Below are 13,521 nucleotides of genomic sequence, written 5' to 3'. Positions count from 1 at the left end.
ATCTCTCCGGGTGCGCCATACATAAAACCCTCGCCCCAAAAAGGCGGGGGTTTTGTGTATGGGGTATTCGGTGGATTTGAGCTCCCAAGTTCGACTAATTTATAAAATCCGTCCATGGATTTTACCCAAGGGCCTCCTAGAAAAGTCGGTCAAATTTGCTCCAGGCAAATTTGTGTGGTCGCAATTAGTACGAGGAGCGAAGCGATGAAGCTCGCAGGGTGACAAACTCCCATAAGGCTTGCCACATTTGGGCTGAGCAAGCCCTTAAAGTGATTTCTAAGCTGACCTTAAGTTGTATCTGTAACTCATTGTTATAAAAGATAAATAATTAAGCTGTAAAAATTTTTAAATTGGGATTCTGCCCACTACAGGTATCAGCCGATACCCGTTTCTTAAATTTGTTCTTAGCTGCGTCTTTGATACACTTCGCGCGCATTTAAAGTAAAGGTTTAGATCACCTTTGCTTGGCTTTTCCTTGGCTTAATGAATTAAAAAAGATAAAAAATATTATGGCTAATTCTGATGGGTCAATAAGAAGTATCCTTTATGCATTGATAGCTAATTTCACTATCTCAATTGCAAAAGGTATAGCGGCTTTTATTACGAACTCAGGCGCAATGTTTGCGGAAGCGATCCATTCTCTCGCGGATTGCACCAATCAAGTGTTGTTGCTGTTCGGTATAAAAAGAGCGAAGCGTCCCCCCTCCGATAAATACCCTCTCGGTTATGGAAAAGAAATTTATTTCTGGTCTTTCATTGTCGCGATACTGTTGTTTTCAGTGGGGGGAATGTTTTCTCTTTACGAAGGAATCCATAAATTACAACAACCTGAGGCGTTAAATAAACCCTATATAGCCGTTGGTGTTTTGGTCTTCGCCATTGTCGCGGAAGGCTTATCTTTGCTTGGTTGTATTAAGGAGATCAACAAGGTGCGAGGAGATCAAAACCTCTGGCGTTGGTTTAGAACTTCACGCCAGAGTGCATTGTTAGTTATTTTTGGTGAGGACCTGGCTGCCTGTCTCGGCTTGATTCTCGCTTGCCTCGCGGTGATCGCGAGTTGGGTTACGGGTAATCCTATCTATGACGCAATGGGGACGGTTGCGATTGGCGTATTGCTAATAGGCGTTGCTATTCTAATCGGTCGTGAAGTTAAAGATTTATTGGTTGGTCAAGGTGTTGAAAATCGACTAAAACTCGAAATGCAAAATCATTTACTTTCGCAACCAGGGGTAGAAGAAATTTTTAACTTAGTCACCCTGCAATTAGGTGATGATGTCATGGTGGCAGTTAAAGCGCGAATTACACCAGGAAACGATACCAATGAATTCGTGGCTTTAATAAACGCAGCGGAAGCTGAATTTCGTAAAACCTATCCGCAGGTGATGTGGTTATTCTTCGAGCCCGATGTCCATGATTGAAAGTTTTGTTCTAACTTTAGGATTTTTGAACTAATGCGCCGTTAGGGATAAGTGCGAATTCGAATTTTATTATCCGGCTTCTTTTTTATTGCGGACCAACCTGGGTCTTTTTTTGGTTCAGCTTTTTTGCCATCGTACGCATTATTATCGGGAATGAAGGGGTCGATGGTCGCAACGGCATCATTATAAATTTTTTGTACATCCACAGGAGCGTTTACTTCTAAACGCCGTGACAGCATTGTTACAGGAAACAAACAGTTGCTTGAGTCATTAACACAGATGGCGCGGCTTCGCCCCAATCTATCTTCATAGACCATCCATTTAAGGCCTAGCTCGTTCGCCAAAACATTTCCCAATACAACACCAGCAGACTGCATCAATGCGCTGTCGTCTGACGCTATTAACCTCTCATTAATAATACGCTGCAATAGTTCGAGGTCGGTAAGATCACCATGAACTTGATTGCCAAGCTTTAATCTAGCCAGCGTATCGATTGCTTCAACGTGCTTTTCCAGTGCCTGTTTGTCTAGCCTCAACATTGGGCTAATCGACGCTGTTGGCTTGGTTTCTTGGGCAGCGGCTGCAAACGTAATAAGGAGAGAAGCGCAAGTTAAAAGTAGAGGTTTAATGTTTTTTCTCATAAGGTATCGAGGTTTCTCTGTTGGCCGTTTTATTTCAGTTTCAGCTTAGTCGTTGTAGGAAGCAATTGGTTCCCAGTCATTAAATCTAATTCGATTCGTCTTTATCGAGGACGCGGTCCTCGGCTGTCGCGCTTTGGCCGAAACCTGGCGATCCCGTAAAGGTGGATTGAGGAAAGAGGATATCTAGGCGTTCTGAATAACCGCTATCTAGTACCATTCGCACGTGCTTGCGTTGTAGTTGTCTTGGTTCGGATACTCCGCAGGAGTGAGCTATCAGCCCCACGCCGTGAATAATATTTTTATGATAGTGGGCAACGCGTTCGGCTTTCGTTACAACATTTAATCCGCGCTGTAATTTAGGGTTGTGTGTGGTAACACCGGTTGGGCAAGTGTTTTTATGACACTGCATGGCTTGAATGCAGCCAAGGGAAAACATAAAACCTCGAGCGCTGTTGATAAAATCTGCACCTGTCGCTAAAGCCCAAGCGACTTTCGATGGCGTGATCATTTTCCCGGAAACGATAATTCGAATTCTTTTTCTTAATCCAAATTCAATGAGCCGATCAACAACCCAGGGCAAGCTTTCTTTTATTTGTAGTCCGACATAATCCATTAGTGGCTGGGGTGCTGCGCCAGTACCTCCGTCGGCGCTGTCGATGGTGATGAAATCAGGCGCTCGTTCAATGCCTTGTTCACAAATCAACGTAAATAAATCCAACAACCACTGGTCATCGCCAATCACCGCTTTAAATCCCACCGGCTTACCGGTGAGTTCGCGAATATGATTTATCATTTCTAGCAAATCTTCAGGACTCTTAATGTCGGTATGTCGATTCGGACTTATCGATGCTTGGCCGACAGGAATGCCTCGAATCTGCGCCACTTTTTCGCTGACTTTATCGGCCGGTAGGATACCGCCTTTGCCGGGTTTCGCGCCTTGGCTTAATTTTATTTCGAACATTTTCACTTGCGTAACGGCGGCGAGCGCTTTTAGTTTTGCATCATCTAACTGTCCACTCGAATTTCTAACGCCGTATTTTGCCGTGCCGATTTGAAAAACAATGTCGGCCCCACCTTCGAGATGGTAGGGCGATAAGCCGCCTTCTCCTGTGTTCAACCAACACCCAGCTTTCTCCGCGCCGCTGGACAAAGCAGTGATTGCCGGTTTAGACATTGAGCCGTAGCTCATGGCTGAAATATTAAAAAAAGAAGCGGTCGAATAGGGTTGTTTACAGTCCGGCCCGATGGTGACAAGAGAAGAAGTCATCGCCTCTTCATCTAATGTTGGATAGGCCGAATTCAAAAATAAAACCGCACCGGTTTTATTTAAGTCACGTGTTGAGCCAAAGGCGACGCTGGAATCAATATTTTTACTTGCGCGATACACCCATTGTCGTTCAGCGCGATTGAAAGGCAATTCTTCTCTATCAGTTGCGAACCAGTAGGGACGTAAAAAGGTACCGACATGTTCAAAAAAATAACGAAAACGTCCAAAGATGGGGTAATTTCTACGTATTGTATGAGTCGTTTGATGGCTGTCGACAAAATACATAACCACTAATGCTAAAACCAAAACGCCAATAGCGCAAACAAAAGTGAGTGCGACAATTGAAAAAACCTTAATAGTAAAATCATCAAACATACTAGAAATCCAATGCTGGAAATACAGAAGCGTGACTTTACCAGCGAGGCCCGAAGGTATCTAGTCCGTAGGGATTTTTAGTTGAGAGATAGTTCGGCATACAGTGCGCAGTGGTCGGATAATTTTTGCCAATGATCATCGACTAGGCAGCTCACGTCTTGAACAGCGAGATTCCGGACATAAATTCGGTCTAGTTGAAAAATTGGCAAAGCGGCCGGAAAGGTTCTCGCAAGTTTACCGCTAACTTCTCGAAACGCTTCACTCACCCCAAGTTGCTTGCGTAAACGTCGATCGACACTGCCTTTCCAATCATTAAAATCGCCGGCGATTATCAAGGGAGCGTCATTCGGAACTTTGGTTTCTACCGTTTCCACGAGCGCCTTGATTTGTGAGCGCCGCTCCATGCCTAGCAGTCCGACATGCATGCAAATGACGTGTACATTTTCGCCGATAGTGCCGTGAAGTATTCCGCGTTTGGAAAATGAAAATCGGCTGATATCGGTGTTTTCCCAAAAATTAAAAGGGTATTTGGATAAAATTGCGTTGCCATGATGACCTTGCTGATAAATAGCGTTTTTTCCATAGGCAAAATGAGGCCAGACTTCATCCGCCAAAAATTCAAACTGTGCGCCCGGAATCCAGTTGCTGTGTTTGCGGTGGTGCTTGTTGTTATCGCCCAATACCTCTTGTAGAAAAATGACATCCGCGTTAACTAGGCGAATAGCGTGGCGAATCTCATTTAAAATATAACGTGAATTATTCGGACTGAAGCCTTTATGGATATTGTAAGAAAGCACGCGAAGCGTTTTAAAATCTTTATCTGCATCAGTTCGATGAGTGCTGACCTTATTGAGAAGGTCTTTAGGAGCTGTCCCGTTATTACTATGATCCGTCTCTTTGGATTTAATTCTCTTCAAGGTTACCATCTTCCTGTTTAAGTCAAAAAAATTTAGCTTATAACCAATAACGCAATATCCATGGAATCCATCCCAGCCAACGTCTTATGCGAAATTTAGCAACATCTTGTAGCGTTATCTCTCGGCTTTCGAGTTGATCATGTTCCAGGCTTTCCGATGCGGCTCGAATCGATTTTTGATCGTCGAGTACGATATCGAACTCAACGTCATGTAGCATGCTGCGATGATTTAAGTTGGTACTTCCCATTAAACAAAAATCATCTGCTAGCAACAGTTTTGCATGTAATATTCGCGGTAAATATTCGAATACTCGAACCCCAACCTTTAACAATTCTTCATGATAAACACTAGTCAATAGTGGGAAAAACTCAATATCCGATTTTTTGGGTACGATTATGCGCACGTCAACACCTCGTCGTGCTGCGTGTTTTAATGCGCGAATAATCGAGGCGGGTGGAGAAAAGTACGGGTTAATAATCCATATTCTTCGTTTTGCCGTAGCTAATTTCTCTACCAGTAACTTGCTCTTTTCTCTTCTCGCGAACGACGAAACGTTAAGTAGGTAAAAGCGAAATAAGCCTTCACCAATTTTGGGTTTTCGATAACACCAAAAATCTTCAAGCAGTGATTTTACCGCGACTACATTCCCCCCCGACACCTTCGCGCCGTAATCGTGCCAATTTTGCCCACCATATTTTTCACTTGCGTGACAATTAGATATATTTTGACTTCCGCAATAAAGTGACTGGTCGTCGATAATGCATATTTTTGCGTGATGGCGACGATTAATTTTGAGGATGTTAAATAACATGCTGCCAAACACTGTAGTACGTCGTAGAGCTCTTTTAAAGTGCTCAGGCTGCCAGGGCAGTGGATGAAATATACGAACTGCAATATCTTTTTCTTCCAATGCATCGGCAACCGCAAGGCCTTCCTCCATGGAGCCGAAGCCATCAAAAAGTACTTTAACGTCGACACCACGTAATCTCGCTGCCGTTAGCGCCTCGATCATACGTTTCCCGAGCGGATCAAAATCAAAGATATAGGTATGTAAAAGAACAGATTTTTGCGCTTGCTGAATAGAATCGAACAAGTCGTTAAAAAAATCTTTGCTGGACGGAAATAAATATTCTTCTTGCCAGGCAAGCTCTTGCCAAGGTCGGTTGATAGATATGGCATCTGATGTGCTCAAATTGATGGTTCCTTTTTGTGTGGTCGAGACTGAACAGCTATCCAGGAAAACAGCGAGCGTGAAAATGTACCCTCTATCAGTCTTTCCTGGGTATAATCGCTGCCCATGTCTACTAGTGCGCTCAACATATTACAAGAAACCTTCGGCTACGACGCCTTTCGATCCCCCCAAGAAGAAATAATCAACACCATTCTGCAAGGAAATGATGTGCTGGTGCTAATGCCCACCGGTGCTGGTAAATCTTTGTGTTATCAAATCCCCGCGATGATACGGGATGGTGTCGGTGTGGTCATATCACCCTTAATAGCGTTGATGCAGGACCAGGTTGATGCACTCACTCAATTAGGTGTTAGGGCAAATTATCTAAATTCAAGTCAGACTTACCAAGAGCAGCGGGAAATTGAGCGGCGTTTAGTTGCCGGCGATATCGATCTTCTTTATGTAGCGCCGGAGAGACTCGCTCAAGATACCATGTTGGATTTGCTCGATAATCTTCCTATCGGTTTATTTGCAATCGATGAAGCACACTGTGTATCGCAATGGGGACATGATTTCAGAGTTGATTATTTAGAACTCAGTTTGTTACATCAACGCTATCCTCATGTACCAAGAATTGCTTTAACCGCGACCGCTGATGACAGGACTCAACAAGAAATTATTCGCCGCTTGGATTTGGGGGAAGCGAAGCAATTTAAATGCGGCTTCGATCGTCCGAATATTCAATACCGAGTTACCGAAAAAGAAAGTACCAAACAACAATTACTGCACTTTTTAAATCGCGAGCACGCTAACGATTCTGGAATTGTTTATTGTTTATCGCGAAAAAAAGTCGACCAAGTCGCTGGCTGGTTAGTTGACGAAGGTTTTAAGGCCTTGCCTTATCACGCCGGAATGGGCACAGAGCAACGCGCTGAAAATCAGCAACGCTTTTTGCGTGAAGACGGCATCATCATGGTGGCGACGATTGCTTTTGGCATGGGAATCGATAAACCGGATGTGCGCTTCGTCGCGCATTTAGATTTACCAAAAAGTTTGGAAGCTTATTATCAAGAAACCGGCAGGGCGGGGCGAGATGGCTTACCCGCAACCGCTTGGATGACTTATGGTGTGCAAGATGTCATTACCTTGCGGCAGATGTTGGAATCATCAAACGGCAATGAAACCTTTAAAAAAGCAGAACGATTCAAGTTAGAAGCGATTTTAGGTTTTTGTGAAATATCCAGTTGTCGTCGTCAAAACCTGTTGCAGTATTTTGGCGAAGAGATGGAAAATGCCTGCGGTAATTGTGATACCTGTTTAAGCCCGGTTGAAACATGGGATGCCAGTGAGACGGCACAAAAAGCAATGAGCTGCGTTTACCGAACTGAACAACGTTTTGGTGTAGGACACTTGATAGATGTTTTGTTGGGCAAAGTAACCGCAAAGGTGAAACAGTTTAACCACCAACATTCCTCAACATTTGGTATTGCCAAAGACTACAATGACAGACAGTTACGTTCTGTGTTTAGGCAATTGATCGCAAGAGCTTATTTGAGTGTAGATGTGGAAGGCTACGGCTCAATACGCCTTACAGAAAAAAGCAGGCCGGTACTACGTGGCGAAGAAAGGTTATATTTGCGTAAAGAGTCACAGCGACCTGAAAAATATAAGTCTGGCGCAACAACGTCGAAAACCAAAAAATACGATAGCTCGCAAGCATCGACACTCGATAATCTCTTGTGGGAAGCGATGAGAGAACTTCGAACTACCTTAGCGCAAGAGCAAGGATTGCCACCTTATGTAATCTTTCATGACGCAACGTTAATGGAACTGGTTCAATACCAACCCATTAATCGTATTGAATTTGCAAAGATCAACGGAGTGGGCCAAGCCAAGTTAGATCGCTATGCCGATATTTTTATCGATTTAATTAAAGACATACAGGGGAAACGCGCCTCTGCCGGTAGCGAAACCGAAGAGGAAAGCACCAAAGAAAAATCAGACATCATTAGTTTGCAAATGTTTAAAGACGGCATGTCACCACAGCAAATAGCCGAGCATCGCCAATTAAAACTAACGACTATATTTACCCATTTAAGCAAGTTTATCGAAACCGGATTAATCGACGTAGAAAAAGTCATAGAGCTTGATGAGACAAATATCAATAGCATTAAAGATGTTATGGCGGAAAATGTTACCGATGAAGGCGGCATTTCTTTAAAACAGATTTTTGATGAGTTTGCCGGTGCCTATTCCTACGAAACACTTCGCTGTGTCCGTGCGTCCCTGTTACAAAATCTTGAAACGCTCAGCTGAGTAAGCTGACTCATGAAAACCTCCATCTCAAAATTATTCACACTTAAACGACTAGCGCTCGTATTGTTCGCGCTTTCCGTGTGGTTTGTTCTAAGTAATTTTTGGAGTCTGGATAGAAAATTACCTGAGCAAGATCTGTGGTCGCCAGGCCTTAGCACTGTTGATTGTTGGTTTGATATTCCCGAAGGGTTAGTCATTGAGTGTGGTGAATATCAGACAGACGAGATTGCTGGAAGGTTTAATTTACCCTTTGTTATTGTTCGCGATCAGTCGGAAGACCGGAGGTCGGACCCGCTTGTGTATCTATCCGGCGGTCCAGGCAATTCAACCTATATCGATGAGGACAATATCGATTCCTGGTTCTACTGGTTAGAGACGGCAAAATTAAAACGAGATTTAATTTTGCTTGATCAGCGGGGTACGGGCTTAAGTAAGCCTAGTTATCGGTGTCGAGCTTACGACGACTATGTGCGCAGTGCGCTGGGTAAGATAGTCAGTAGAGAAGTTGAGTATCGAGAAGCCTTAAACACAGTGCAGGCTTGTGTGAGGGAATTTGAGCGGCGAGGTTTCAACTTAAGCCATTATTCTTCCAGTCACAGCGCTCGAGATCTGAATAGCTTGATGTTAGCTCTCGGAATTGAGCAGTGGAATATCATCGGCACCTCCTATGGTACTCGCTTAGCTTTGGACTGGCTTCGTCTCAACGAGCGTACAACAACAGAATCCAACACTGTCTCACAGTCGAACATCCGCGCGGTAATCTTAGATTCAATTTATCCGGTAGATAAAGGTTTGTTAACAGAATGGCCAGAGTCGATTGAGAAAAGTTTCACTTATTTTTTTCAAGCGTGTAGAAATCAAGTGATTTGCGATGAAAACGATGAGGGTTTGGAAGAGCAATTCTGGCATGCTGCAAATTATCTAAAAGAAAACCCTGCAGAATTATCCGTACCGTTGTGGCACGGCGGTTGGCCAGTAAAAACCTTGGTTGATGATAATCGTTTTATATCAATGATTATTAATTCACTTTACGATCAAAGTGCCTACCCAAATATCATCAACGCGATAAAGCAAATCAATTCGCGAGGAAATAAAAGTAGTGCAGGTGAATCTCACACTGAAGATGCGCTACAAATCTTGGCTGAGGGAATGGTGAATAGCGAGTTGGCGCCGGAATTTAACCCGCTTATTTATTTAGCGATCGACTGCGGTGAAATTTTGCGAGTAGAAAAATCCGCATACGAAGCTGAGCGCGCCAAGTTTCCCGCTTGGCAAAGATATACCGAATTCGCTTGGGATTATGATTTCTGCTCCGCCTTCCCAGTGCGAAGCGATATTGACGCGTTTCGTGAACCCGTTAATAGCGATACACCTATACTCGTTTTATCTGGCGGTTTTGACCCCGTCACGCCTAGTGCCTGGGCGACTGATTTTGCTCGCGACAAACCGAAAGTCAATCATTGGCACTTGCCGAATGTAGGGCATGGCGTTTCAGCAAGTAGCGTGTGTGTGCATGAATCCCTGGTGAACTTTCTCGACAACTTAAACGGCGTCGAGCCGCCAGCTTGCTTAGCTGAGTCATTGACTCAATAAAAGTATCTTCACAGTTTCTAATTCTAGAGTTTTTAAATGGCGATTATTTGGAAAAAGGTAATCAAAGATCGTTGCTATGAGGTAAGAATGGCGGGCAATAGTCTTCGCTTGTACACGAACGGTACCTTCCACAGTCAATACAATAGTCGTTCGCCACTAAATGGTAGTTTGTGGGATTTATTAGTGTTACCCGCATTATTTAGGCCGAAAAACATTAAGCGCGTGTTGGTTTTGGGTCTGGGTGGCGGTGCCGTCGTTAGACAAATATTGGATCTTGTTGATCGGCCAAATATCATTGCCGTTGAACTTGATCCGACTCACGTCTACATAGCCAATAAATATTTTTCTTTGGCGCGAATGAATGAGGTTGAAATAGTTACGGCTGATGCGATCGCATGGCTCAAGCACTACAAGGGCAAACCTTTCGATCTTATTGTTGATGATTTGTTTGTCGAAAACGGTAACGATCCTTTTCGAGCAGTAGAAGTAGACGATGCCTGGAGTGCTTTGTTGGTAAAAAATCTAACAAAGAATGGAACAGTGGTTGTTAACTTCGAATCTACGAGAGCTATGAATATGTCTGCATTTTTAAAAAGCAGCGGGCTCGAAGGCAAGATAAAGAGCGGGTTTTCGTTTTCTACGCCTGGGTATGCAAATAAAATTGCAGCTTTCTTTCGGCAGGTTAATGACAAAGCCCTCTTAAATGAAACCTTAAAGAGTTTTGAAGAAAAAAGAGGGCGGAGGTTTACTCGAAAAATCAACGCTATTATCAAAAAAATAATCTAAACACACTCGACTGAGTGTGGGGTGCAGATAAAAGCACTACGCCGTCTTCATTCTTTTGGATAGTCGGAGCACATCAAAACTTTTAGTCTTGCCTAAGCTTTGAACTGAAAAATCCTTCTCGGCTAACTTTGCGATGGGGATAAACTGATTAACTACGAATATCGCGATGCCATCGTCTGCTACTAAGCGATAAGTCGTATTGATAAATTTCTGCGTTAAGGCTTCGCTAACATCAAAACCGCGGTGAAAGGGCGGGTTACACAGTATCAAATCGAAAGGTCCCTTAAGATTCTTTGCGCAATCGTCTAGACTTAATTCCACTTCCATCTTTCGTGCTTTGAAATTGGCCTCCGCAGCAAGAACAGCGGCGAAATTGTTGTCGCTGGCAAAGCGCTTGTCGATATCTAGTTCGCTACTTGCAAGTGTTAAGTATCCCCAGCCACAACCGAGATCCAAGGCGTTCTGATACTTTTGCTGCGCTATTCCTTCATCATTGAGAATTGTTTCAACGAGTAGTTTGCTACCTTCGTCGATTTTGTTCCAACCGAAGACTCCCGGTTTACTTATAAAACTGAAACCATCGACAGCCACCGAGCGCAATTTAGTATAGTCATGGCAATCTAATAATGAGGGCGAGTCAAGCTTAACTTTGCTTAGTTTTGCAATGTATCCAGTGCCTTGCTTTTTAATTCTTGATTTCTGAGAAAAAACCAACTCGGCATTTTTTGCGTGAGTTTTAATACCATCGTGTTTTTCACCGATGAGGATTAATTCGCCTCCCTCGCTCAAGTTGTCGAAACTCTCGTTGATGCAGTGATTTACTACGGCTCTTTCTTTCGACACGCGGTAGACAATGCGTGAGAACTTAGCTCCCGCTAATTTTTTATTATTTTTAAATAGATCGCCGAAATTAAAATCACTAATATTTGACACGATTGAATTAATTGCAAGCGTATTGTGTAGCTCAGCACGATTGGTAACGGCGCAAAGCATCTCTCGTGAATGTACTTGCGGAATAAGATCGGCAGGGAAGTTCTCGTCAACAATCCATAAGGTTGCCAATTCGCTGTTATTGATTTCGTTGATAAGTAATTGATGGCAAATATTCATCAGATACGGTTCACATGCTGGTGACTAGAAGCCATTAATCTCCGCCTCGGTCAATTTTCTAAAATCGCCTTGTTTCATTTCATTATCTAAGACAAGAGACCCGATAGCGTGCCGGTGTAGTTTTTTGACATGATTGCCGCAGGCCGCAAACATTCTTTTAACTTGATGGTAACGGCCTTCACTAATGCATACCTCCGCCGTATTGTTTTCTAATATCCTCAATGTTGCGGCTTTAGTGGGTTTGTCTTCGCCATTTAACATTATCCCTTCAGCGAACTGAGTTTTGATGTCTTCGTTTAATTCAGATTCCAATTCCACGATGTATGTTTTTGTGCATTCATGTTTTGGGGAGGTAACCCGGTGTAGCCATTTCCCATCATCACTCAATAAAAGCAATCCACTTGCATCCAAATCCAAGCGTCCGGCTATTGAAAGATCGGAAAATTCTTCCGGCAGTAAATCGATAACGGTAGGGTGTTCGGAATCTGTCGTGGCAGATACGTAGCCTGTCGGTTTATAAAGCATGAGGTATTGCGGTTTCGGAAATGCTAATACTTCACCTGAGTGCGTGACGATGTCTGTTTCGCTAACCAAGTGTTTTGAATTCGTAACGACTTCATCGTTAACGCAAACTGTTTTAGATTTTATAAGACGCTTACTGTCGTTTCGAGATAGGCGAGCGGAGTGGCTAATAAATTTATCGAGTCGCACGGTGAAAACCTCTGGATAATTGTTTATGTATGCAGAAGTTTCCGAACATAATATGCAATGAATTTTTTTCGAAAAGAGGGTTCAGACAATTGCCTTTTCGCCCGCAGCGACAGCTTGATAAATAAGAGTGTTAATAGTCATCGGGCCAACAGCGCCGGGAACGGGTGTGTAGGCTGCAACCCGATCGGTTAGTGGTGCAAGTTCGATATCGCCGATACCGCCCTGGTGATAACCGGCGTCAACTACGACGGCACCATCTTTAATCCAATCGGCTTTAATAAACTCAGGTTTGCCAACAGAACCCACGACAACATCGGCTTGTTTGACTAAGGCGGGTAAGTTTTCAGTTCTAGAATGGCAAATGGTTACGGTAGCGTTTGCATTCAGCAGCATTAAACCCATGGGCTTGCCCAGGATTGGTGAACGCCCAACAACGACAGCGTGTTTACCTGAAAGCGGTATGTCATAGGCAGCAAGCAAACGCATGATACCTTTCGGCGTCGCACAACCATAAGCGTCAACACCCATACTCATGCGCCCGAAGCCTAAGCACGTCACTCCATCAACATCTTTTTTAATATCGATCGCGTCAAAGCAAGCGCGCTCATCAATTTGCGAGGGGACCGGGTGTTGTAACAAAATGCCGTGCACGTTGGGGTTATCGTTTAGCTTCTGAATCTCAGCGAGTAGCTGTTCAGTAGTGGTTTCTTCTGGCATCTCAACTTTGAGCGAGGCCATACCAACACGCTCACAAGCATTGCCTTTCATTTTGACGTATGTAGCAGAGGAGGGGTCACCACCGACCAATATGGTGGCGAGAATCGGAGTTTGACCACCGCTTTTAGCCTTAAGAGCCGCGACGCGCTCGCTCAATTCTTGTTCAGTCTTCTTCGCAAGCGCTTTGCCATCTAGTATCATCGCCGCCATCAAGATTCATCCTCATTACCGGTTTTTAAGGCGCCGTATTGTCCCATAGAGCCGCCCGGGAACCAACCAATCTCGACTATGAGGCCGATGATTTATATGATTCCTCACCACAATCACAAATTGCCCCTAAGCCCGTGAATATACGGCTTTTTCATTGACGACAAGCAGACGCATCGGTATCATCCGCAGCTCTTGAAATCAGCCCTTCAAGAGCCCAGATTTAGAAAATTATCGGAGTGTAGCGCAGCTTGGTAGCGCGCCTGCTTTGGGAGCAGGATGTCGGGGGTTC

The 13,521-nt window shown here is 44.0% G+C and carries 11 protein-coding genes; 4 read left to right on the top strand and 7 right to left on the bottom strand.

Translation table 11 applies throughout. The annotated features are described in order from the left end of the window. Positions 1 to 509: 509 nt before the first annotated feature. The gene (locus ACYUCY_RS18145) at positions 510 to 1,418 is read left to right on the top strand and encodes a cation diffusion facilitator family transporter (protein WP_460227953.1); all 909 of its coding nucleotides are present in this window, start codon (positions 510 to 512) and stop codon (positions 1,416 to 1,418) included. Between the two features lie 41 nt (positions 1,419 to 1,459). Here ACYUCY_RS18145 and ACYUCY_RS18140 read toward each other — a convergent pair whose 3' ends face one another. The 4 genes from ACYUCY_RS18140 to ACYUCY_RS18125 all read right to left on the bottom strand — a co-directional run bounded on the left by ACYUCY_RS18140 (position 1,460) and on the right by ACYUCY_RS18125 (position 5,810). Next, on the bottom strand, positions 1,460 to 2,059 hold the full coding sequence (locus ACYUCY_RS18140; protein WP_460227952.1) for a DUF3806 domain-containing protein: 600 nt from the start codon (positions 2,057 to 2,059) through the stop codon (positions 1,460 to 1,462). An 85-nt stretch (positions 2,060 to 2,144) separates the two neighbouring features. Then, positions 2,145 to 3,701 (bottom strand): FMN-binding glutamate synthase family protein, encoded by a 1,557-nt coding sequence (locus tag ACYUCY_RS18135; protein WP_460227951.1) that lies wholly within the window; start codon positions 3,699 to 3,701, stop codon positions 2,145 to 2,147. 77 nt (positions 3,702 to 3,778) lie between these two features. After that, positions 3,779 to 4,618 carry an endonuclease/exonuclease/phosphatase family protein gene (locus tag ACYUCY_RS18130; protein WP_460227950.1) on the bottom strand — a complete coding sequence of 280 codons (840 nt, stop codon included), beginning with the start codon at positions 4,616 to 4,618 and terminating at the stop codon, positions 3,779 to 3,781. Positions 4,619 to 4,655: 37 nt separating this feature from the next. Next, positions 4,656 to 5,810 carry a phospholipase D-like domain-containing protein gene (locus tag ACYUCY_RS18125; protein WP_460227949.1) on the bottom strand — a complete coding sequence of 385 codons (1,155 nt, stop codon included), beginning with the start codon at positions 5,808 to 5,810 and terminating at the stop codon, positions 4,656 to 4,658. 105 nt (positions 5,811 to 5,915) lie between these two features. On the opposite strand from ACYUCY_RS18125, the gene recQ reads away from it, so the two are divergent. The 3 genes from recQ to ACYUCY_RS18110 are packed head-to-tail and all read left to right on the top strand — an operon-like array spanning position 5,916 to position 10,484. Next, positions 5,916 to 8,105, top strand: coding sequence for a DNA helicase RecQ (recQ, locus tag ACYUCY_RS18120; protein ID WP_460227948.1), 2,190 nt, complete (start codon positions 5,916 to 5,918; stop codon positions 8,103 to 8,105). Positions 8,106 to 8,117: 12 nt separating this feature from the next. Further along, entirely contained in the window at positions 8,118 to 9,698 is a 1,581-nt protein-coding gene (locus tag ACYUCY_RS18115; protein ID WP_460227947.1) for an alpha/beta fold hydrolase, read from the top strand. Between the two features lie 36 nt (positions 9,699 to 9,734). Beyond that, complete coding sequence (locus ACYUCY_RS18110; RefSeq protein ID WP_460227946.1) at positions 9,735 to 10,484, top strand: spermidine synthase; 750 nt, start codon at positions 9,735 to 9,737, stop codon at positions 10,482 to 10,484. Positions 10,485 to 10,520: 36 nt separating this feature from the next. Here the strand turns inward: ACYUCY_RS18110 and ACYUCY_RS18105 are convergent, their stop codons facing one another. The 3 genes from ACYUCY_RS18105 to folD all read right to left on the bottom strand — a co-directional run bounded on the left by ACYUCY_RS18105 (position 10,521) and on the right by folD (position 13,232). Continuing rightward, positions 10,521 to 11,594: a class I SAM-dependent methyltransferase gene (locus ACYUCY_RS18105; RefSeq protein ID WP_460227945.1), complete on the bottom strand. Its 1,074-nt coding sequence runs from the start codon at positions 11,592 to 11,594 to the stop codon at positions 10,521 to 10,523. Between the two features lie 24 nt (positions 11,595 to 11,618). Beyond that, positions 11,619 to 12,305: a pseudouridine synthase gene (locus ACYUCY_RS18100; RefSeq protein ID WP_460227944.1), complete on the bottom strand. Its 687-nt coding sequence runs from the start codon at positions 12,303 to 12,305 to the stop codon at positions 11,619 to 11,621. A gap of 81 nt (positions 12,306 to 12,386) precedes the next feature. Beyond that, entirely contained in the window at positions 12,387 to 13,232 is an 846-nt protein-coding gene (gene folD / locus ACYUCY_RS18095) for a bifunctional methylenetetrahydrofolate dehydrogenase/methenyltetrahydrofolate cyclohydrolase FolD (RefSeq protein ID WP_460227943.1), read from the bottom strand. Positions 13,233 to 13,521: the final 289 nt, after the last annotated feature.

The sequence above is a fragment of the Aurantivibrio infirmus genome, from assembly GCF_054767315.1.
The sequence above is the reverse complement of the archived record's forward strand: the minus strand, read 5'-3'. Positions and strand labels throughout refer to the sequence as shown.

Excerpts from the sequence above, each read along its gene's own strand:
- ACYUCY_RS18145 (WP_460227953.1), top strand. The coding sequence starts at position 510 with ATGGCTAATTCTGATGGGTCAATAAGAAGTATCCTTTATGCATTGATA.
- ACYUCY_RS18140 (WP_460227952.1), bottom strand. The coding sequence starts at position 2,059 with ATGAGAAAAAACATTAAACCTCTACTTTTAACTTGCGCTTCTCTCCTT.
- ACYUCY_RS18135 (WP_460227951.1), bottom strand. The coding sequence starts at position 3,701 with ATGTTTGATGATTTTACTATTAAGGTTTTTTCAATTGTCGCACTCACT.
- recQ (WP_460227948.1), top strand. The coding sequence starts at position 5,916 with ATGTCTACTAGTGCGCTCAACATATTACAAGAAACCTTCGGCTACGAC.
- ACYUCY_RS18115 (WP_460227947.1), top strand. The coding sequence starts at position 8,118 with ATGAAAACCTCCATCTCAAAATTATTCACACTTAAACGACTAGCGCTC.
- ACYUCY_RS18110 (WP_460227946.1), top strand. The coding sequence starts at position 9,735 with ATGGCGATTATTTGGAAAAAGGTAATCAAAGATCGTTGCTATGAGGTA.
- ACYUCY_RS18105 (WP_460227945.1), bottom strand. The coding sequence starts at position 11,594 with ATGAATATTTGCCATCAATTACTTATCAACGAAATCAATAACAGCGAA.
- folD (WP_460227943.1), bottom strand. The coding sequence starts at position 13,232 with ATGGCGGCGATGATACTAGATGGCAAAGCGCTTGCGAAGAAGACTGAA.